This is a genomic window from Mycobacterium appelbergii (assembly GCF_032883035.1).
Taxonomy (GTDB): Bacteria; Actinomycetota; Actinomycetes; order Mycobacteriales; family Mycobacteriaceae; genus Mycobacterium; species Mycobacterium appelbergii.
In genome coordinates this window covers 249513-271082 of record NZ_JAMQTH010000012.1, presented here as the reverse complement: position 1 = coordinate 271082, position 21570 = coordinate 249513, and the positions used below count along the sequence as shown (strand labels likewise).

Sequence of the window (21570 nt, the reverse complement as noted above, 5' to 3'; positions counted from 1 at the left end):
GGCACCGTCAGCGGATGGTGTCCGGCACCGTCGCTGCGTCGTCCGACGCTGCGGCAGTGCGATCGGCCGTCAGGTCAGCTCGACGGGTTTCGGGAAGCGCCAGGGCACAAAAAAGGGAGATCGCTGCCATCCCAACGATGTACAGGCCCAGCGGCCAGGACGCGCGGGCCTCCGCGACGATGTAGGTGGCAATGATGGGTGCCAGGGCTCCACCGAGTATCGAGCCGATGTTGTACGAGACAGCAATGCCGGTGAAACGTACACGCGTACCGAACATCTCGCCGAGGTACACCCCCAGGGGGCCGAACAGCATCCCGTAGATGAGCATCAGTACCGTTACCGCCGCTGTGATCGCCACGAAGTTCGCGGTATCCAACAGCCACAGCATCGGGTATGCCCACAGTGCCGTCAAAACCATGCCGCCCATGATGACCTTTTTGCGGCCTACGGTATCCGAGCGCTTGGAAAACCACAGAGTGGACCAGGCCTGCCCCACAGTGGCGATGATCAGTGCGAATAGCATGGTGTTCGAGGGAACCCCCAACACCCTTGCGCCATAAGCGAGCGTGAAGACTGAGAAGATCTGAAAGGCACCGAAGGTGAGGATCGTTGAGCCGGCGGTCAGCAGCAGCTCCTTCGGGTAGTGCCTGATCAGCGCAGCCGCCGGCACCTTGAAATGCGTCTCCTGATCGAGCGCTGCCTTGAATATCGGGGATTCACTGATCCTAAACCTCAAGAACAGGCCGGTGACCACCAGCACGAAGCTGAGCAGGAATGGAATCCGCCATCCCCAATCCAGGAACGCCGCTTCGCTCATTGAGGTGGAGACCACTATGAACACTCCGGCCGACCCGACAAAGCCGAACGCCGGCCCGACATTGTTGATGCCGGTGTAGAAGCCGCGCTTGTCCGGTGGTGCGTATTCGGTGATGATCAATGTGGCGCCACCGTACTCGCCGCCGAAGGCGAACCCTTGCAGAAATCTCAGCAACACGAGAAGCGCCGGGGCTGCCACGCCGATGACCGAGTAGGTGGGGAGCAATCCCACTGCAAAGGTGGCGATACCCATCAAAAGCATCGTGGTCATCAGGGTCACCTTGCGGCCGACCCGGTCTCCGAAGTGGCCGAACACCACCGCCCCCACCGGCCGCGCCACGAAGGACGCGGCGAAGGTGGAGAATGACAACATCGCCGCTACCACCGGATCCTGGTTCGGGAAGAACAATGGTCCGAATACCAGTGCCGCAGAGGTGCCGTAGAGGAACATGTCGTATGTCTCCATGGCTGTACCGAAGAAGCTTGCGGTGACGACACGACGAACGTCAGCCGGAGTTGGAGTTTGAGTCATCGGTGGTGTTCCTTGTTCGCGAGGGGCCGGGCGGTGCCGATAGGGGACACCGGTACCGGTGAAAATCAGCGGATCCCCCTCGCCCGACGCCGAATCGGTGAACGGGAAGGGCAGTGAAACCGGATGCTCCGTTCCGCGGAGGCCTACCCAAGGGTCCTCGCCACGACCGGCAGGTCGTGGCTGGGGACGCTCACCAGCCTCCGCCGTCGGCGGGTTTGGTACCGGCAGGCAACTCGATGTAAACCCCCTCAGAGGGGTAGTAGTACTGCCGGACCGGCTGCAGCGCACCCGGAATAATATTCATCACCGTGGTGTCCTTCAACGCACGCAGACCATGAATATCATTGGGAGGCTCCGGAAGAACACTCACATCCCCATCGGTCATCACCCGCTCCTCCCGCAACGACAGCTTGGCCACATTCGCCACCTCACCATTGTCGAGGCGGCTATACGTCCGGTACAAAATGCTGCCGCTATACACACCGACAACCTCCGGCAGCCCATGATTGTGGAGGGGAACAATCGAACCGCACTTCACCTCATTGAAGACAATCCCCAACGAGCCGTCGTAATACAACACCCGAGAGCCCTCGGTATGAGCACTCTTGCGGAAGTAAGTCACCAACTCCGGATCCTCATCGGCCAGAATCGGACGCAATGCCTCCATGAACGTCTGCATGGCCTCGGCCACCGCATCACCGTAACCACCGTGCTTCTTGGCCACCCCCACCAAGGCATACACCGCATCGTCATACATACCCAACACACCCTTCCTACCGAACAACCGAAGCCCCGTTGATTTAAATCTGTTCTCAGTCATATAGTTACGACTTTGGCATCCATCGAACAGCGCGACGCTCCACTGCCGCCAGCAGCAGATCGATGATGATGGCCAAGGCTGCCGCCACGAGCAGTACCGCGACAATCTGGTCCGATCGAAACGACACCTGGCCGTAGGAGATGAGCCCGCCCAACCCGGTTATCGAACCCATCAACTCTGATCCGACAACGGCCTGCAGGGCGTACCCCACCGTCACCCGCGCGCTACTGCTGACCCAGAGGGCGACAGCCGGGAGATACACGTGCCGTAGCACGTCCAGAGTGCCCGCTCCTTGCATCCGCATGTTGTCGATGAGTACACCGTCGACCTCGCGTACGCCGGCTGCCACATTCAGTCCCACGAAGACTGCCATCATCGCCACCACCAGAGCGATCTTCGGTCCGTACCCGAAACCCCACCACACCACGAAGATCGGCAAGAGCAAGATATTCGGAAAGCCGTTCTGGAACACGACAATCGGGCCCAAGATGGCGTTGAGCGACTTCGACAGACCCAATGCGATACCCAGTGTCAGGCCGGCGATCTCGCCGAGCAACCAGCCCACCGCCAGTAACAGCACTGTACTTTGCAGAGCTGCCCACAGCTCGCCGCTGGCCGACAACGACATCAGCGACGACCACACGTCGATCGGCGACGAGAAAAAGTTGACGTTGATCCACTCGTTCTCGGCGGCCACCAACCATGCGACGAACAGCAGGACCACAATGGCGACGCGTCCGAGTATCAGTACCACACGACTGGGCCGGTAGGTGGTGAGTGTGCTCACGCCGGCCTCCATGCCTTCATCCGGCTCTCGATCTGCACCAGCGCCGAGTCAACAGCTTTGGCGATAATGGCGATCACCGCCAGCGCCCCGATCACGGTGGATACTGCCAGGCTCTCCTGACCTGCCGCGACGATGGCACCCATCCCCTCGTTCGAGCTGAGGTACTCGATGAACACCGCCGCCGAGATCGCCCACGTCCAGCTCAGCCTCAGGCTCGTTACCAGCCACCCGATGATCGCCGGTATATAGACCTCCCGAATTGTCCACCTCCAGCCGGCTCCCAGGACCGCAACGTGATCCAGGTACTTGCGGTCGATCGACTTCAGTCCGTTGAACACCGCGAAGAAGCTGATGAACAGAACCAGACTCGACACGAAGTAGGCCCTACCGGAGACGGTGGTGCCGAACGCAAGTACGAACAGCGGTGCCATGGCAATCTTCGGCACGGCGTTGGCAGCGGCAACGAAGGGCATGAGCAGCTGCCGGAGTGGGTCGGCAGTCGAGAACAACACCGCGAGCGCAACACCGATCACAGTGCCAAAAAGATAGCCGAAAGCCGCTTCTTGCAACGTAATCCACAGATCTGACCATCCGAAGGAGTACTCGCCGGTTGCCCAGTCGACAATCCAGGCGAAGACGTCCGTCGGGGTGCCAATGGTCAGCTGATAGGCGACACTGGCCTGCCCGACAAGCTGCCACACGAGTAGAAATGCCGCGATGAGCACCCACATGATCGTGTGGTTGCGCTGTCGCTCGGACAACAGCTCGGCTTTGCGTCGAGGTCGTCTGCGACCCTGCTCAACAGCAGGGCCGGGTTCAGTGGAGACTTGGGTGCCGGCCATCAGCTGGGCACCCCGGGGATACGCAGCTTGTTCGCTGCCAGCACCTCACCTTCGAGATCCTTCCAGATAGCGCGGTACAGTTCCACGAAATCCGGCATCATCTTCACCTCCAACAGATCTCGGGGGCGCGGCAGCTCGATCGCATAATCTCCGCGTAGGCACCCCGGGCTGGCGCTCAACACCAAGATGCGGTCGGATAGCCCGATGGCTTCCTCCAGATCGTGGGTCACGAACACCACAGTGTTCTTTCCTGCTTGCTCCCACACCTGCAGGAGGTCATTCTCCATGAGCGTTCGGGTCTGGATGTCGAGCGCACTGAACGGCTCGTCCATCAGCAGGATGTCAGGCTCGTACACCAGAGTGGCAGCGACAGCGACCCTTTTGCGCATACCTCCGGACAGCTGGTGCGGATACCGGTCCTCGAAATCCAGTAGGCCCACTCGTGCCAACCAGTCGCGTGCCCGTTCGCGCGCTTCGGATCTCGACGAACCGCGGAACCGCAGACTCAGCTCGACATTCTCCACGGCAGTTCGCCACGGCAGCAGTGCGTCCTGCTGGAAGATGAACCCGACGTCCTTCCGGATCCCGGTGACCACGCTGTCGCCGATGGTCACCTGCCCCGTCGAAGCTGGGCGAAGTCCGCAGATCGCCGACAGCATCGTCGATTTTCCACAGCCCGTCGGTCCGACCACGGACACGAACTGGCCGGCGGGAATCTCGACCGAAACGTCCCTGATGGCAACAAAATCAGTTGCATCAGATGCCTGCGACGGGTATCGCTGGGTCACTCGGTCGAGTTTCAGCGATCGGTCGGCGTTGATGCTGGCGGCACCTGGCGGCGTCATCTCTTCTCCTGTTCGGCTCGACATCGGTGCCGACCCTGGTTTCGTTCTCCCGCGGATCGGGCTGTGTGCACTCACTGTGATCTCCATCAGTCAGACAGCCGCGAGGGGCGGTTCACCGGAGGTTTAGCCTCCACGGCTGCCACGTCGATACCGTGTCGGCTCGCATCGATCTGGAAGATTCCGTTGGACGGTCGGGTGGCCACCGTCTCGTCCTCACCGTGTAGCCGCATGCACCGCAGCCCCAATTTCTCACCGAGTTCCTGGTTGTCCAGCATCTCGGTCGGCGGAGGTGGACTGGCCGCCTCCATGGTCACGCACGGCTCGCCGCTTCGATTCCACGACCAATGGATCGCGTTGCGGGGCACACGATGAAAATCGCCTGCCTTGAGGTGATATGCCTCCTCCCCCACGAATGTCCACATCTCGCCTTCGACGATGTAACTGATCTGCTCATAGTCGTGCGCGTGTGGTTTCGTGTGATACCCCGCCTCGCGAGTGATCGCATACATCGCACACTCGTTTCCCACCGCAAGTCGAAAGCTCGTTCCATTCGGCCGAACGTCGCCCTCAGAGTCATTCCAGTATGTCGACACTGACAATCCTTTCGTTCACGGTCACCGGATCTTTCGGGTCTTCATCCGTGCAAGGCACGGAAGAGCACAGCTGCTTCTTCCGCCAATTCGCGCTGCGACACCTCAGCGGCAGTGATGATGTGAGAGGCGTGGAATGTCGCGGGATACAGATGCAGTTCGACTATCACGTCTGCGTCGAGAAGTGCTTGTGCGTAGCGAATTCCCTCGTCACGTAACGGATCGAACTGCATCACCGAGATGTAGGCGGGCGGTAGCCCGGCGAAATTCGTTTCGCGGGCCGGAGCGGCATAGATCGGTACGTCCGCCGATCCTGGCTCAGCCAGGTCACCCAGGTAGTACTTCCAGCTGAGTACCGCCTTCGGCAAATTCCACCGCGGAGTATCGACGAACCTCTTCATGCTCGGTGTGTCCAGTCGATCATCGAGTTCGGGCACGCAGAGGAACTGATAGCAGATCTTGGGCCCGCCGCGGTCACGCGTGAGCAGGGTCAGTGCCGCGGCCAATCCGCCACCGGCTGACCGACCGCGCACCGCGATTCTGTCGACGTCAGCGTCGATCTCATCGGCGTGCCGGGCGACCCAGACAAGGCCAGCGTAGCAGTCCTCCAATCCCGTCGGGTACGGGTGCTCGGGCGCCAGCCGGTAGGCGATGGTGGCGACGATCGCACCGACTTCGTTGGCGAGCTCCACATCTCGGGCGTGCTCGGCCTCGACGGTGCCGCAACAGAAGCCCCCTCCGTGCACGTTGTAGATCACCGGCATCGGCCTGTCGGCATCGATCGGCGTGGTCAGCCGCAACGTGACGGTGTTGCGGCCGCCGTCGACAGGGATGTCGACGTTGCGAACTGATGCTCCCGTTGTGTCGACAGCCGGAGTGAGAGCCATGATCTCGGCCTCCAGCACCCGCGCTGCAGGGATGTCGTTGAAATCGAGATCAGCTATGTAGCTCAACCCGGCGGCCAGCTCCGCGTCGAGCTTGTAGGCCAGAGCGGCAGCCAGATCACCGTCGAAGCGGCTGGTCATCACGTTCCCTTCGCAGAAGTAGTCGGAAAAGTCTCGACCACCACTCCCCGACCGGGGCACCCGACGTCTGTCGGTGTTCTGATGTCGAATCGCCGACGAGCGAGCATCTTGCGCGCGGGCATTCTGCTGCCGATGATCACGCCTACGCCCCCATCACCGATCGCGGCGCGCGCGGCGACTCCGCACGGGCGTAGGCCGTGAACTGGGCGAGTGCGTCGTAGTCGTCGACGGAGTCGCGACTCGCCACATCCGCAAGAGCATGCCCCTGGATGAGTCGCTTCACCGGGACCTCGAGCTTCTTGCCGGTACGGGTGTGCGGAAGTCCCGGCACCGCGATGATGTCGTCCGGTACGTGTCGGGGTGAGGCGCCACTACGCACCGCGTCGTTGATCTGGGCGATCAGTCGCTCGTCCAACGTGTAGTCCGCTGCCAGTACGACGAACAACACCATCCAGTACCCCCCGTTGCCTAGTTCTGCTCCGATGATCAGGGCGTCGGCGAGTTCGGGCATCGGGTCAAGTACCCGGTAGACCTCCGCGCTGCCGAGGCGGACACCGGAACGGTTCAACGTGGCATCCGAGCGTCCGGTGATGACAACGCTGTGGCGATCGGTGATCTCGACCCAGTCACCGTGCCGCCACACACCTGGATACGTCTGAAAATACGAGTCGCGGTAACGGCTTCCGTCGTCGTCGTTCCACATCCGCACCGGCATGGACGGCATCGGCTTCGTGATGACGAGTTCACCGACATCGCCGATGATGCTGCAGCCCTGGGAATCCCATGCCTGAAGGGCGACGCCCAGGCACGGTGCCGAGAGTTCGCCGGGCCATACCTCGGTGTTCGGGGCACTGGCCGCGAATGCGGTGGCGACGTCGGTTCCACCGCTGCTTGAGGCGAGCTGGACTTCTGGCCCTACCGCGCTGTGCACCCAGTGGTACGAGCGCGCAGGCAACGGCGCACCGGTGACCCCCAGCACGTCCAGCGCACTGAGGTCGTGGCTGTATCGCGGTATCAGACCAGATTTCTCGCACGTGGCCAGATACCCGGGGCTCACGCCGAGCACCGACACCCCGTGCTGGGCTGCAATTTCCCACAGCCGCTGTGGGCCGGGATAGGTTGGGCTGCCGTCGTAGACAACGATCGGGGCCCCGAGTAGCAGTCCGGACACGACGACGTTCCACATCATCCAATTGGTCGTGGTGTACCAGAACAATGGTCGCGCAGGATCGGCGCCCAGGTGCAGACCGATAAATTTGAGATGCTCGAGAACCACTCCGCCATGACTGTGGACAAGACCTTTCGGCACGCCGGTGGTTCCGGATGAGAACAGCACCCACAGCGGAGCGTCGAAGTCCATCGACTCGTACCGTGGGGATGCGTCGGGTGGCTGGGTGGCATGCCGCTGAGTGTCATCCCACGAAGCGATTCCTGGCCTGCGGTCGTCTGCAGCTGTGGTCGGTCCCAGATACGGAACCTCGACAGTGAACCTGACGGTGGGTAGCAGCGCGCGCAACTCGGCCGATTCCCGCCTCCGGTCGATCAGATTGCCGTTCCACGTGTAACCGTCGGCAATGAACAGGACAACCGGTTCCAGCTGACCGAGCCGCGCCGCGGCCCCGGCGGGCGAGTAGTCCTGGGCACAGGCTGCCCACACCGCGCCTACGGAGGCGGTGGCCAAGAACGCCACCACCGCCGCCGCAGCGTTGGGAAGGTAGCCGACGACCCGATCTCCGGGCACGACGCCCTTGGCGCGCAACCAGCCAGCCAACGCCGCGACGCGGTGCCGCAGCTCTGCCCACGTGAGTTGATCGACCGCACCGTCCTCGCGGATCTCGGTGACGGCAATGCTGTCGTCCCTTCGATCGGGCCCAGGCCGAAGAGCGTGTTCGGCATAGTTCAGTCGCCGTCCCGGAAACCAGGAACCACCTGGCATTCGCTCGTCGGCGATGGCGCACCCTTCAGCCGGACCCATTGTCACCTCGAAGTAGTCGGCCACCGTGGACCAGAAGCCGTCCAGATCAGTTGTCGACCACTCGTACAACTCGAGATATGTGCCCGTATCGACGCCGTACCGTCGCGCCACGAACTCGCTGAAGCGCGCGATCGCACTCTCGTTGAGTTGAGCGGGACCCGGCACCCAGATCGGCAACTCGGGTGCATGCAGCTGGTGTGCGCGATCCATCTCAGGGACCTCCTCTCGCCCACGGGTACGCATCCTCGACGTCCTCCATCTCATTGGTGTGAGCGTGCAGATTCAACCTGCCGGACCGGGTTCGGCCGGACTCTCGAACTACTGATCGGCGAGCGCCGCCGGCACCTGACGATCGAGATCGGTGTATGCCTGCCGGACGAATTCGTTGTCGAATGTGGTGTCCGGAATCGAACCCACTTCCGCTCCAGTGACATTTCCGAGCTCGATAGAGGTGATGATCTGCGTTGGGCTGGCCCCCCGGTGTTGCCCGGAACTCCCAGGGAGAAGAGTTCCCATCCGGCTGTGAATTGCTCTTCGCTGGTGGTCTCGGTGAACACATCTGGCAGCGCTGCGTAGAGAGCGGCGGGATCGGACCTATGCTCCTGTTGGAAAAGAACCGAGCGAAGCTGCGCTTCAACGATTGCCTGGGTGAGCTCGAGGTATTGCGCGGTGAACCGTTCAGACGCCCAGGTGACCAATCCGAGAACAGAACCGCCGAAGACCCGCTCCTGGTTTTCCTCCGAAAGCGGATTCTCCACGACGTAGCCCAGCCCCTCTGCCACCGCCTGGGCCGCGGAATTGGTGTCCATGGCCGCGATGTCGCAGCGACCCACCTGCAATGTCGGCAACAAGGCGCTGGTGTTGCCGACCGCCAATGCTGACTGTTGGGACCAGTCCAGGCCGGCGTCCTTCGCAACGTAGCGAGAGGTCACCTCACTGTTGCTGCCCAACGTGGTGAAACACCAGTTGGCGCCGTTGTAGGCGTTGACATCCGTGCCGCGGCTCGACTCGTACTTGCTGGCTCCGATCATGACCGTGGCGGTTCCCGTGTAGTGGGTGAAGATGCTCATCACGTCCTCGGCCTTCGACGCGGGCGGAAGGAGCCCGGAGATACTGCCCTGGTAGAAGTCGATGCTGTCACCGAAAAACGCGGATTGGCCCATGGTGTTGGTGCTCTGCACCTCCAGACTGATCTTCGTATCGAACTCTTCTTCGACCTCGCGGTAGTAACCCAGACCTTGCGCCAACATCGTCGTCATCTGATTGAGGATGAACCCTTGCGACATACCGATGCGGACCGTGCCGGGCGCAGTACCCTGCGCCCCGGATCCTGATTCGCTCGTACCGTCACCTGAACTCGAACATCCACTGACGATCAACGCGACCGACGTGATACAGGCTGCCGCCGCTCTCACAGTGGTGCAGCCGCCCCACACCGACGTGGTTTTGTTGGGCATCGATTTCACTCCTGCCTTCGGGCAACATTCGCTTGCCGTCCTGTCGACGGTGTCCCGGAGTGCGATGCCGCGATCACGCCCCCAGATCGGAGCCAGTAGCGCGCCGACGAGCCACAGACGTTGGCGCGCAGCACTTTCCCTGAACACTCAGCTGGCCTCGGCGCCTACCGCGTCGGCTCACTACTGCGACAGCGAGAAGAGCTCAGATGTGGTGACATGCATCCCGGTCTCGGTTCCGGCTCGTTGTAAGCATCGCATTGCCTACCTGAATGTGACTACCGACACACGTCGGCGATACAGGGTCCAGAGACCGACGACTGCGCGACCTCAAGGAATCGACGACCCGGGTTCCCGCCCACTCGCTTGGTGAACACCTAATCCAGCGTACGGTTTCCGCGTCCACGGGCGAACAGGCGTCTTGAATGCCCGCCCGTCTACACACGGATCGGGGTTCTGACAGTCCCTCGCACCAGACTCACATTCGGAGCGTCAAAGATGTTGATGCATTTGCGTTGTGTGGATCTACGGGTCAAGCTTTCACAAAGTTGGCGAGTGCCCACTCCTCCGCGCTCAAGGTTGGAATCCCCTGAGCCATGTTGAAAGTCTCCGCCTTCGGCCACGCAACACCAATCCCCTGGGCGAACACCGCGCGGTACTTCTTGAGGGTGTCATCAGGATCACGCTCAAGGTCTTCGAGTAGCTGTGCAACCGTCCACTCGTTGCGAGTGATGGGTACTCCGTCGGCACGCTCCACGACATCGGCGAGCTCGCGGTAACTGATGGTGTCGCCGGCGACATAAACGACTTGATTGGCGATGCGAGGCTGAGCGTGAAGGATCTCCGCGGTCAGCACACCGATGTCGTCGGCGGTGGTGACAGTGACTTCGTTGTCCCAGCTGCCGAGTGCGTTGACAGTGTGCGTGGCTCGGTCTACCACGCCGAAGCTGGGTTCAAACAAGAAGCTGGTGAACATTCCGGTGGACACGATCACCCATTCGGTGGTGCTCTGGGCGCGCAGAAGCTCACGAACATCGAGCTGTTCGTCGAACAGGTTTTGTGGGCTGCCACGACCGATGGCGTCATAGTCGACGCCGAATTGCCACGGGAGGTACCGGAGTACTTCCGCTTCCAAAGCAGCGTGGGTGAGCTTCGTCTGGATTCCTGGTCCTGCGGCGAAACCGACACAGCTTACGACGGTGTGGAATCGGCGCAGGATCGCCGACAGTTCGGCCACCGACGCCGTTGCCACGTCGGACTCGACGACGGCGACGCCCCAACCAGCGAGATCACCAAGCAGCTGGGTGCGTTGCGGCGTGTCGGACGGCCTCAGCAACACCGTCAACGCGTCGGCGTCGTTGTTGCGTCGGGACAGTGCCACTAGAACGCTACTGCCCAGTTCACCGGCGCCGATGACCAAGATCCCTCGGCGATCAGAAGATTCGCTTGTTGTCATAACTCTCCAAGAATTCGATGCGGTTCAGTCAATTTGGCTGAGGTCGTGCGGTCATCTCAGCCGCGGTGGTGTTGGGCTCGAGCCGCCGCGTCGAACTCGCAGAACATCGAAGTGAAGTATTCAGGTTGCTCTTCGGCAACCCAATGTCCGCAGTCAGGCACGAGCTGGCCTGTCACCGAGTCGGCAATCTCCTCGCACATCGGCCGGTAGTTCTTGGCCAATGGTCCGGCACCGCCCCCCGACGCCAACACGGGCATACCGAGCTTTCCGTGCTTTCTCAAGGCGTCGCGGTTCACTTCGGCGTCGTGGTCGAGTTCGCGGTAGATCTCGCACATTGCACGCATGGCGCCTGGCGCTTCGAAGGCGCGGGCGTAGACATCGAGGTCGTGATTGGTGATCGCATCGGGCTGGTATGCCAGGTCGTCGAAGAATCGGTTGATGTACCAGCGTTCACGCCCGTGAGTCAGATATACCGCAACGTCCGGGTTCGCGTGGAAGCTGAACTGCCAGGCCGATCTCTCAGCCATACGTTGTTCGTAATAGTCGGTTCCCGGCAACGGCGCCTCCATGAAAGTGGCGCTGAGCACGTCCTCGCGATACCGCAGGGAGTAGCTAAGAGCCAGCGTCGACCCGAGGTCATGGCCGACCAGCGAGACCGGTTCGTCGACCCCGAGGGTGTCGCGTACGAGGGCATGAATGTCACCGGCCATGGTCCATTTGTCATACCCGTCACGGGGTTTGTTCGACGCCCCGGCGCCGCGAAAGTCGGGCATGATGACGCAGTAACCCGCCGCAGCCAACGGCACCATGACCTTGCGCCATTGGTACCGGGTTTGCGGGGAGCCGTGCAGTAGCACAACCGTATTGGCCGGTTCGGGTGGGGTGGCGACGGTATAGCCGAGGCGTACGGACTGCTCCGCGTCGACCCAGGCCCGCCCATGGCGGATATGGACATCGGACGAGGACGTCATGTGAAGTTCTCCCTTCGCACCGCAGGACTCTTGTGCGCCGCGCTCCAGTGTGGCTCGGCGGCCGTGTGCGTGGGAGGGCGAAGTTGCCCCCCTGTAACAAGTTAGGAATATGCCCCCTACGGGACGGATGCTCTCAGCGTTCAGCAGGTGACGTGTTTGAACACCTCCGTGTCGAGGGGTCGCCTATGAGATGGGCGTAGACGCGGGAGAGTTGGCGTCGGGAGGACCTGGATTCGAACAACTGCCGCGCCACTGATAACAGGGTGAGTAATCAAGGGCGGCTGCATTTGTGAGTGTTGCCTCCCCCTAATCGAGAAACGCGTTGCGGCGATGTCCGTGGCCATATGAAAGTCCCCATTGGTAGCCAGGTAAAAGTCTGCACTCCCTTGCATGTCGTGTCGGTCCAGGGAGCTTGTGGCCTGGGCGGTGACGGTATTGCGCCAATTGAATCGCCCGGGTTTGACGCACATGGTGTGCATCAAACCTGGGGTGGTTCAGCATCCTATGCCCGCTCCTCTGACCTGACCCACCCAGCAGCACCGGCTACTGGAGATCCGCGACAACCTCAACGCCCGCATCGCCGAAGCCCCAACACGAAGGCTGGCTCGGCGAGGTCGAAGGCCTCCACGTCAGCCTCGCAGGCGCCGAAGACAAACTCGCGCGAATCAACCGGTGACGACGCCGAGACCCGGGCACAGAACTCGGAATGCCCCTGGCCACCAGCGGGGACTTCAACTTGGCGACGGACAGGTGATTTCGCGCTCTTCGCAAGTCCAATTCATGTAGTGCCGCATCTACGTCATCGGGGACTGGGTGTCCCTGCAGCCATCGAGTAAGGAGCTACACGCCATCTTCATCGCACAGGAACAGCTCGGGTTCGAGCGGCAGCTCAACTTTTGTCCCATGCGCGCGAATCAGGACAGATCAGCTCGGTTCATCCGACTTGCCCCCGCGCAGTACATCTTCAGCGACCAGTGCCACGTGGAGCGAGACGTTGATATCGGGATCCTCGAGATCTACATCGAGAATGCTGGTTATACGTGCTAAACGGTCATAGAACGCAGAGCGCGACATATGCAGCTCGGCGGCGGCATCGGATTTGCTTGTTGGGTGGCGAACGAACGCCCGCAGTGTGGCGAGTAAATCGCCGTTGCGCTCAGCGTCGTGTTCCTTGAGTGGGCCGAGTTCTCGGGCGCAGAACAATCGCAACCGGTCGTCGTCAGCCAACATGCTCAACAAGCCACGCAAACGGACGTCCTCTAGCCTGTACACCATTCGTTGTGAAGCAGCTGGTCGCAGTGAATTTAGGACGTGTAAGGCCTCGCGTAGCGTGCGGTCGGCTTCGGCCGCGCGTCGCACGGGACGTCCCACGCCGATGGTCGCTCGAACACGGTCGAGCAGCAGCGCAGCCAACTCGTTGGCGACTTCGTCGGCGTCGGTGGTTAGCGGAATGGACAGCAGCACCCGGATTGTGTCATCGATATTGCAGACTATTGCGGGCACCGCCATCTTTGCGGCAGCGTTAACGACTGCGGCAACTACCGAATCGATCCGGTCCACGCGTCGTACGGGTTCGTCTGCTGGCCCGGGCACCCTGATCGACATCCCGACCAGACAGCGCGATTCCAACGGAACGCCGGCCAACTCACAGCGACGCGCAACATCTGGCGCCGTGGGGTCGCTCAACAACCGCGCCACCAACTCATGGTGGGTGCGGCGAATCAAGCTGTCGCGCTGGCGGGCATGGCGCTGGTGTAGGGCAAGCGCTGCAGCGGCTCGTTCCGCGGTAGCTTTGAGGCGCTGGCTAGGCGGATGCGGTGACTCGATGATCAACCGACCCCATCCGCGTTCACGCTTGCCGATGCGAGTCAGCAGCCAACCCTGGGCCTCATCCCACGACGTGCGCCCGTTGAGGGATGTAACTCGCGAACGGCCAGTCCAATCGGCTGCGAACGTCGTCGAATCGTTTGGGCCTAGCCGGTAATCGACGATCTGGTGCTGACTATCTTCAAGTACGACCGCGGCGCCGGCCAATCGTTCCACGGATTCGAGGATTTCGGCAGGACTCGCCTCGGCGATGCTTAGTTCAGTGAACACCTCATGGATGTGCTGGGCCTGGCGCAACTCGTCGAGTTGACGATCGACGATCTTTTCGCCCAGCGATTGGGCCACCGCAGCGAAGCGGACCTCTCTTGCCAACGCAACGAGTGGCAACTGCAGCTGCTCGCATGCGGCGATCAGAGCTTCGGGCAACGCGCCCCAGCGGCGTCCCAATTCGACGATGAGACCTGCGATATTGCTTCGGTCAAGACTGCATGCGAACGCCGTCAATGCCTCGGCTGCATCAGGCAAGCCTATCCCGGTGGTTAACACGAGATCGCCGCCCCGCAGCAAGGGGCCGATATCGGCAAGTTCGGTGGAGTGCACCCACAGCACCGTGCGCGCCAAACCGCTTGCACCTGCCACCACGACAGGGCTAGCGCCGCGCAGTACGGGCACTGCGAGGGCCTCGCGCACGGTCATCTCTACCATGGCTGGCCCGCTGCCCGAAGACTCTGCTGCGGCTCAGCACGCGAACCGCTCATATATCAGCTCCTCCGCTCGCAACGTAATTTTACGGTATCGACCCGTAAATTAACAAGGCTTTGTGCGGTTGGGGGCAACGCCAGCGGCGACGGTCATGTCCGTCGCGTCGTGAAGGATTCGTCGGTAGAAGCCCGCTATGGTGGAGCTTGACCCAAGCCCCTCTCGATTGGACTTTGCCTCCGCAGCAGAGGGGAACCGCACACCAAGTCTGACAAACGAATTGCTCACAGCGAGGAGGGAATCACCCCGCAAGCACAACTACTCCCATGCCAGACGTCTGAGCCGTGGGCGAACCGGCCCGCCGTGCAGGTGCATACCAATGGGATTGGCCGTGGCGGACGAGACGATGACGCTACTCAAGCAACGACCGCCCGTTCGGGCTGCAGGCCGAGGCTCGCGCCTCAGTGCAAACCACGGCTTAGCACGCCTTACGCGGTGATGTGCACCAGTTATATGATGACCTAGTCCGCAGGGGCACCCACCACTAACTCACTGGCGGCCATTTTACTGGCTCAGCCGAACCAGGGTACGTCCACGGTTGCTACCGTTTCGAATGCGCGCCAGCGCCAAGTGGAGGCCGGCTAAGTCGACTTCGTCTGTGGCCAGGTTGTCGAGCGCCGGCGGCCGCAGATCCTCGGCGAGCCTCTCCCACACCTGGCGACGTCGTTCGATGGGGCATCGTACCGAGTCGATGCCCACGAGGGTCACCCCACGCAGGATAAAAGGGAATACCGTGGTAGACAACGAGGCGCCGCCGGCATTTCCCGACGCGGCCACCGTGGCACCGTATCTGAGAGACGCCAGCACCGTCGCCAAAGTTTCTCCTCCCACGCAATCGACTGCCCCTGCCCACTTTTCGCGCTGTAGTGGTCGTGACGGGTCACCGAGGGAAGCGCGGTCGACGACATCACGCGCACCAAGTGAGCTCAACCACTCCGCAGCATCCGCTTTTCCGGTCACCGCTGTGACCTCATAGCCGCGAGCGGCCAAGATCGACACCGCGACGCTGCCCACACCTCCGGTTGCGCCGGTGACCAGCACGGGGCCGGCATCGCGGCGCAGCCCGTGCTCTTCGAGCGCAATGATGCTCAATGCTGCAGTAAAACCGGCCGTGCCCAGTGTCATGGCCTGGCGTTCGGATAGCCCGGAGGGCATAGGCACGATCCACCCAGCCGGCACGCGCGCGTAATCGCTGTAGCCACCGTGATGGGCCACCCCGATGTCGTAGCCGTGGACTAGGACAGACGTGCCGACGTCCAACCCGGATGGTCCAGGATCCACGATGGTGCCAGCCAAGTCGATACCCGGCACGATGGGATCAATACGAGCGACTTTGCCGTCTTTGTGCGATGCCAACGCATCCTTGAAGTTCACGCTCGACCAAGTGACGGCGACGGTGACGTCGCCCTCGCCGAGGCTATCGACTGACAGCGATTGAAGGGTCAGCTGCGTGTCAGGGCCAGATGAGTCGGCGACGAGGGCTCGGAATGAGAGGGGAAGCTCAGGCATGTAGCGATGCTAAGTCGACCGACTCGCTCCCGTATGACACACCGCGTTCGGTGATTGTAGTGATTGGCGACATAATGTAGCCATCGAATGTTGATGGGGCACTGCAGGATTTGGGATATGTCAGAGTCCCTGCGGTATCGTCCCGGCTCCATTGCCGTCGTCGGCGCATCGCCCTCGCGGTTCATCGGTAGGGTCGTCTTCGACAACTGTCGGCGACTGGGTTACCAAGGCGGCCTCGTAGCCGTGACCCCCCGATACACCGAAGTCGCCGACGTGCCTGCAGTGCCCCGGCTCACCGATCTCGATGAGCCGGTCGACGTGGCTGTCGTGCAAGTGCGTACCGAACGCGTGCTTGAGGTTGTCGAAGACGGGATCACCGCGGGTGTAAAGACATTCGTCATTCCGGGAGCGGGAACGACGGATTCCGGATCTCAAGCGGCCGCGTTGGCACAGGAACTGCAACGACTTCAGCAGGACAAACAGGTGGCCGTCATCGGTCCCAATTGCATGGGCGTGTTGGATTTGGTCTCTGGCGCGGCGCCGTACATCGGAACGGTGGGAGCCCACCTCCGACGCGGCAGCGTGGGCTTGGTCGCACACAGTGGCGCCATCGTCGAAGCCTTCGTCAACGCCGGACCACGAGTGCCGCTTTCTACGGCCATCTCCTCCGGCAGCGAGGCCGTACTCACCTTCGCCGATCACTTGCGATTCTTCGCCGCCGATCCTGAGACAACCGCGGTGCTTGCGTTCGTGGAAGCGATCGAGGACGGCCCCGAAACATTGGCCGCCTGTCGGCAACTCGCCGAAGCCGGCAAGGCCCTCGGAGTATGTCTGGTCGGCTACTCCGAAATCGCGCAAAAAGGCGTGCAGGCGCACTCCGGTCGACTGGCGGGTTCGGTGCGTACGGCCGCGGCCGCGTTCGTTCAATCCGGCGCCGTGCTGGCCGCTGATCTCGACGAGCTGCTCAACCTCGGTCAGATCTTCGGCACACGTCGTCGCGTCGCAGGACGCCGTATGCATCTGATCACGAACTCCGGCGGCGAGGCCAACATGCTCGCCGACGCTGCCTGCGACGCCGGACTTGAGTTGCCGCCCTTAAGTGCCGTCGCCGCCGAGGTGCTTACCGCCCGCTGGCCACTGTTCACTCCACGCAATCCGATCGACCCGTGGGGTGCCGACGACCACGAAGTTATCTACCCAGAGGTGTTGCGCGTGATGGCGCAAGAGCCAACGGACCTCCTGGTAGTCGGCATTGATCAACAACGCACAGCTGGCGAATACGAAAAGGACCTGGGACTGTTCCTCGCCCGCGCCCTGTCGCACGCCAGCAACGACGCCACCGCCGTCCCAGTCATGCTGAGTCCGGCCAGCCAGGATCCTCCAGGTCGGCTCGTCGAGTTCTGCGCGCGGGCGGATATTCCGCTATTGCGAGGTGCTCGCCCTGGCCTAGCCGTGCTCGCCGCCCTCGGCAGGCGGGCGGAATGCGAATCCCATCATGACGTTCCTACCTCGCTGCGAGCCGAGAACCTGAGCGTGGAGTCCACCGCCAGCAGCAGCACTGGTGAAGCAGCAGTGGACTTGCCTTCAACGGAGGACGAGCTGCTCGCGGCGCTCGGCAGCCTTGGATTGACCGTGCCACAGTCCATCCGAGTCACCTCCAGCGATGCTGCCGTCCAGGCATTCGCGACGATAGGCGCCCCCGTCGTCGTGAAGGGAGTCGCCGAAGGACTGCTGCACAAGACGGAGGCCGGTCTCGTCGCAGTCGGGCTAACCACCGCAGAGCACGTACACCGCGAAGCTGAGCGGATGCTTGACTTTGCCCTCAGACACGACCTTGATTTGGATCTGCTTGTGGCGGAGATGGTTCGCGGCGAGTTGGAGGTCCTAGTCGGCTACCACCGAGATCCGACTTTCGGTGCAACCTGCCTTGTGGGACTCGGCGGCGTGTGGGCCGAATACCTCGACGCCGTGGATATCCACGTCGGGGAACTCGACGAAAGCGGCGCACGCCGATTCCTCGACAACAGCCGCGTTGGCAAGATGATGGCCAACGCACGCGGAGGAGCGCTCGACCGCGGCGGCGTCCTGAGCGCCTTATGCGCTGTGAGCAAGCTGGGTGTGTCCTCCCCGCAGATCAACGCCATTGACGTCAACCCAATCATCGTGGGCAGGACCAGGGCGGTCGCAGTCGACGCCGCCATGATCGTCAGCGCCTGACACCTCGCTCGACCCCACCCCGAAAGGAAGTCCCATGTCCGAGAACACCCAGACCATTACCGCGAGTCTCCGCGTCCGCATCGGACAGGAGGAAGCCCACTATGGCGGCAACCTCGTCGAAGGCGCCCGCGTCCTGAAACTGTTCGGCGATATCGTCACCGAGGTCGCGATCATCACCGACGGTGACGAAGGACTGTTCATTGGATACGACAAGGTCGAATTTCTCGCCCCGGTGTACGCCGGTGACTTCCTGGAGGTCAGCGGGACGGTCACCCGGATCGGCAATACGAGCCGCACCGTCGAATTGCAGGCGCGCAAGGTGATTGCAGCTCGTTACGACGTGGGCCCGTCGGCGGCCGACGTCCTCGAACTGCCCATTGTCGTCGTGCGGGCGGTCGGGACCACTGTCATCCCCGCAGATCACAGTCGAAAGCGCAACGCCTGACGGCTTACGGCGTATCGGTATCGATAGCGGCACCGGTACGCCGCTGATTCACAAGCGACGGGCGCCAGCGGTTCCCAACTCGCCCCATGGCGACAGACTGACGCCGCCAGTGATGAATGCCCGACACATCGCCGCTTACTTCACCATGACTCCGGTCAGCATCATATTGAGTGGCGCCTCCGGTTTTCGTCGCCAGATCGCCGAACCTTGCCGGGGTCCCGGTAGAGCCACTGGCTTCTTTACGGCTCACTCCCACCCCGTGGATTCGGCTCGGTCGAATCTCTCTCGCAGTATCCGATTCATAGGAGTAGTTAATGAGCACCCGCACATTCGTGTCCAGCGACGAGACCTCCGTCTTGCCACGTGACCTCGACCGCAAGTACCCGCTGATGGTTCGTGGTGAGGGAGTCTGGCTCTTTGATTGCGAAGGTCGGGCCCACCTCGATGCTGTCGGCGGCGGCGCCATGGTTACCAGCTTGGGGTACGGAGTGACCTCAATCATGGATGCCGCCGACGCTCAGTCCCGAGAGCTGGCCTATGTATACAACCAGCAATTCTCGAACCCGCGCCAAGAAGAACTCGCAACACGTCTCCTTGGCCATGCTCCGGGAATGGACCGAGTTCACTTCGTCACCGGAGGGTCCGAGGCCGATGAGATGGCCATCCGGTTGGCTCGCCATTACCACGTCGACCGGGGGGAGGAGAGTCGACACCTGCTGATTTCGCCTGCTCAGGCATACCACGGCGTGACCGCAGGGTCGTTGGCGATCACCGGCCGTCCGAGCTTCGTCGCACCCTACGGGCCCTACCGCGCGCCGCAACTCCACGTGCCACCGTGCAATTGGCGCGCGAACGACCCGGACGGCGCTCAGGCGTTGGCGGTGATGCGTCAAATGATCGAACAGGCCGGCCCGGAGAATGTGTCTGCCTTCATCGCCGAGCCCTTCAGCGGTTCGGCACTGCCCGCGTACAGCCCACCGGAGGGGTTCTGGAGGGGTGTTGACGAAATGCGCCAAGAGTTCGGTTTCCTGGTCATTCTCGATGAAGTGGTGACCGGGATGGGCCGAACCGGCACCTGGTTCGCCACGGAGCAGCTGCCGCTCCAACCCGACATCATCACCACCGCGAAATGCCTCGGCGCGGGCTACACGGCCATTGGCGCCGTCATGTGCACCCACGAGATCTATGAAGGCCTGAGTGGGGGATCTCGTCGGTTCGAGCTGGGCCATACCTGGGATGGGGCTCCCCTGCCGTGCGCCGTTGCGCTCGCCGTCATCGACGAACTCGAACGCACTCAGATCATCGAGCACGTCCACGATCGTGGCCCTCGACTTCGTGCAGATTTGGAAGCAGCGCTTTCGGGCTGCGAAATGGTGCGTGAGGTGCGGGGCGCGGGCTACCTGCTCGGCATCGATTACGTCGATCCGCGCGATGGAGCCTCCTTCATCGAACCCACGCTCAAGGTTTTCCGCCGCATCGATGAAGAAGCGCTCTCCAACGAACTTCTCCTGTATTCGACGCAGGCTACAAGGGACGGCTACACGGGGGACCAGACCCTACTGTCCCCTGCATATGTGTCGAGTGAGAGTGAGCTTGCGCAGATCGTGGACCGCACCGCCGCCACCGTGCGCGGTGTCGAGAAGTGGCTGAAGTCGCAAATTTAAGAAGTGCTCAGTCATCGCTGCGGGGTCTTAGAGACTGCCGGCCCCGCAGCGGTGGCAGGGTCGCGTCGACGATCACGCAGCGTCCGTGTCGACGCCTGCAGCTCCCCCACATATCCGAGGTTGAGGTGCGCAAGAGCATGGTGAGACAACGCTTTCCACGTTGGGTGTACCGTTGCGGCGAAGAACCAGACCCGCGTTTTACTCTCGCGAATGAGCGGACCTTCCTTGCATGGATCCGCACCGGACTCGCCCTCGTGGCCGCGGGGGTTGCGCTGGAGGCGATCTCGTTGCCTCTGAATGTCCATCTCAAACAAGCGGCGTCAATCACGTTGCTGATAATGGGCATCTCCGTACCTCTGTCATCGTGGTGGCACTGGGGCCGTACTGAGCGCGCCTTGCGATGCGACGAACCGCTGCCACCTAGCTCGATCGTGTCGGGTGTGCTTGTTGGCGGGTTGCTCATCGTCGGCGCGGTGCTTGCCTACGCGACGATCGTCACCTGATGGACCGCGGACGTGGACGTGACCCCGGACTGCAGCCCGAGCGGACGGTGATGGCCTGGCAGCGCACTATCGTCTCGCTCGCCGCAGCCAATACCATCGGCATGCGCCTCTACTTCCCGGAACTGAATAGTTGGGTTATCGCAGGGGTAGTCAATTCCCTTGCTGCACTGGGCGTTCTGTGGTTTCTCGCCCACCGTCGGAGACAGCACACAATGGAGAGCTTCCCCTTGGCTGATCTGCACCACCGAGGGCATATGCTAACGAACCCCTCACGGCCCGACGGTTTAACGCTCGCGCTAGTGGCACTGATCGCGTCGGGTAGCAGCGCCATCGCCCTGGTCCACATCCTCATCATCGCGTGACCGAAAAATAATCTCCGACAAACCTATTTATTTACGGTTCCTACCCGTATAGTTAAGTGGCGCGGCCCACACCGCCGACTTCTTCATAGTCGTCCTCGCCTCGTCAACGGCCCTCGCGTCCGCTCGACGTAAGGATCGGTGCAACGAGTGAATTGCTGCGGACTTTTCATC

At 62.0% G+C, this 21570-nt stretch carries 18 protein-coding genes; 5 read left to right on the top strand and 13 right to left on the bottom strand.

Annotated features, from left to right (window positions below):
• Positions 1-7: 7 nt before the first annotated feature.
• The 13 genes from M1247_RS26360 to M1247_RS26300 form a co-directional block, all read right to left on the bottom strand.
• On the bottom strand, positions 8-1267 hold the full coding sequence (locus M1247_RS26360; protein ID WP_317159370.1) for an MFS transporter: 1260 nt from the start codon (positions 1265-1267) through the stop codon (positions 8-10).
• Between the two features lie 271 nt (positions 1268-1538).
• Positions 1539-2105 carry a cupin domain-containing protein gene (locus M1247_RS26355; protein ID WP_317159355.1) on the bottom strand — a complete coding sequence of 189 codons (567 nt, stop codon included), beginning with the start codon at positions 2103-2105 and terminating at the stop codon, positions 1539-1541.
• Between the two features lie 67 nt (positions 2106-2172).
• Positions 2173-2955 (bottom strand): ABC transporter permease, encoded by a 783-nt coding sequence (locus M1247_RS26350; protein WP_317159354.1) that lies wholly within the window; start codon positions 2953-2955, stop codon positions 2173-2175.
• Positions 2952-3797: an ABC transporter permease gene (locus tag M1247_RS26345; RefSeq protein WP_317159353.1), complete on the bottom strand. Its 846-nt coding sequence runs from the start codon at positions 3795-3797 to the stop codon at positions 2952-2954. Before M1247_RS26345 ends, M1247_RS26350 begins: the two co-directional genes overlap by 4 nt.
• Complete coding sequence (locus tag M1247_RS26340) at positions 3797-4642, bottom strand: ABC transporter ATP-binding protein (RefSeq protein ID WP_317159352.1); 846 nt, start codon at positions 4640-4642, stop codon at positions 3797-3799. The genes M1247_RS26345 and M1247_RS26340 overlap by 1 nt, the downstream gene beginning before the upstream one ends.
• 86 nt (positions 4643-4728) lie before the next feature.
• A complete protein-coding gene (locus M1247_RS26335; protein WP_317159351.1) occupies positions 4729-5151 on the bottom strand; it encodes a cupin domain-containing protein in 423 nt (140 codons plus the stop codon).
• A 125-nt stretch (positions 5152-5276) separates the two neighbouring features.
• Complete coding sequence (locus M1247_RS26330; protein WP_317159350.1) at positions 5277-6257, bottom strand: alpha/beta hydrolase; 981 nt, start codon at positions 6255-6257, stop codon at positions 5277-5279.
• 142 nt (positions 6258-6399) lie between these two features.
• Positions 6400-8442, bottom strand: a complete 2043-nt coding sequence (locus M1247_RS26325) for an acetoacetate--CoA ligase (protein WP_317159349.1) — start codon at positions 8440-8442, stop codon at positions 6400-6402.
• A gap of 50 nt (positions 8443-8492) precedes the next feature.
• The gene (locus M1247_RS26320; protein ID WP_317159348.1) at positions 8493-9689 is read right to left on the bottom strand and encodes a substrate-binding domain-containing protein; all 1197 of its coding nucleotides are present in this window, start codon (positions 9687-9689) and stop codon (positions 8493-8495) included.
• Between the two features lie 529 nt (positions 9690-10218).
• Positions 10219-11142, bottom strand: a complete 924-nt coding sequence (locus M1247_RS26315) for an aromatic alcohol reductase (protein ID WP_317159347.1) — start codon at positions 11140-11142, stop codon at positions 10219-10221.
• Positions 11143-11198: 56 nt separating this feature from the next.
• The gene (locus M1247_RS26310; protein WP_317159346.1) at positions 11199-12113 is read right to left on the bottom strand and encodes an alpha/beta fold hydrolase; all 915 of its coding nucleotides are present in this window, start codon (positions 12111-12113) and stop codon (positions 11199-11201) included.
• A gap of 924 nt (positions 12114-13037) precedes the next feature.
• Positions 13038-14636 (bottom strand): PucR family transcriptional regulator, encoded by a 1599-nt coding sequence (locus M1247_RS26305; RefSeq protein WP_317159345.1) that lies wholly within the window; start codon positions 14634-14636, stop codon positions 13038-13040.
• Between the two features lie 567 nt (positions 14637-15203).
• Positions 15204-16208 (bottom strand): acrylyl-CoA reductase family protein, encoded by a 1005-nt coding sequence (locus M1247_RS26300; RefSeq protein WP_317159344.1) that lies wholly within the window; start codon positions 16206-16208, stop codon positions 15204-15206.
• Positions 16209-16295: 87 nt separating this feature from the next.
• Between M1247_RS26300 and M1247_RS26295 the strand changes: the two genes are divergently transcribed.
• The 5 genes from M1247_RS26295 to M1247_RS26275 all read left to right on the top strand — a co-directional run bounded on the left by M1247_RS26295 (position 16296) and on the right by M1247_RS26275 (position 21399).
• The gene (locus M1247_RS26295; RefSeq protein ID WP_317159343.1) at positions 16296-18425 is read left to right on the top strand and encodes an acetate--CoA ligase family protein; all 2130 of its coding nucleotides are present in this window, start codon (positions 16296-16298) and stop codon (positions 18423-18425) included.
• 34 nt (positions 18426-18459) lie between these two features.
• Positions 18460-18870, top strand: a complete 411-nt coding sequence (kal, locus tag M1247_RS26290) for a 3-aminobutyryl-CoA ammonia lyase (protein WP_317159342.1) — start codon at positions 18460-18462, stop codon at positions 18868-18870.
• A 314-nt stretch (positions 18871-19184) separates the two neighbouring features.
• Positions 19185-20534, top strand: a complete 1350-nt coding sequence (locus M1247_RS26285; protein WP_317159341.1) for an aminotransferase family protein — start codon at positions 19185-19187, stop codon at positions 20532-20534.
• A gap of 125 nt (positions 20535-20659) precedes the next feature.
• Positions 20660-21037, top strand: coding sequence for a YidH family protein (locus M1247_RS26280; protein ID WP_317159340.1), 378 nt, complete (start codon positions 20660-20662; stop codon positions 21035-21037).
• Positions 21037-21399: a DUF202 domain-containing protein gene (locus M1247_RS26275; RefSeq protein ID WP_317159339.1), complete on the top strand. Its 363-nt coding sequence runs from the start codon at positions 21037-21039 to the stop codon at positions 21397-21399. The genes M1247_RS26280 and M1247_RS26275 overlap by 1 nt, the downstream gene beginning before the upstream one ends.
• The last annotated feature ends 171 nt before the right edge of the window (positions 21400-21570 follow it).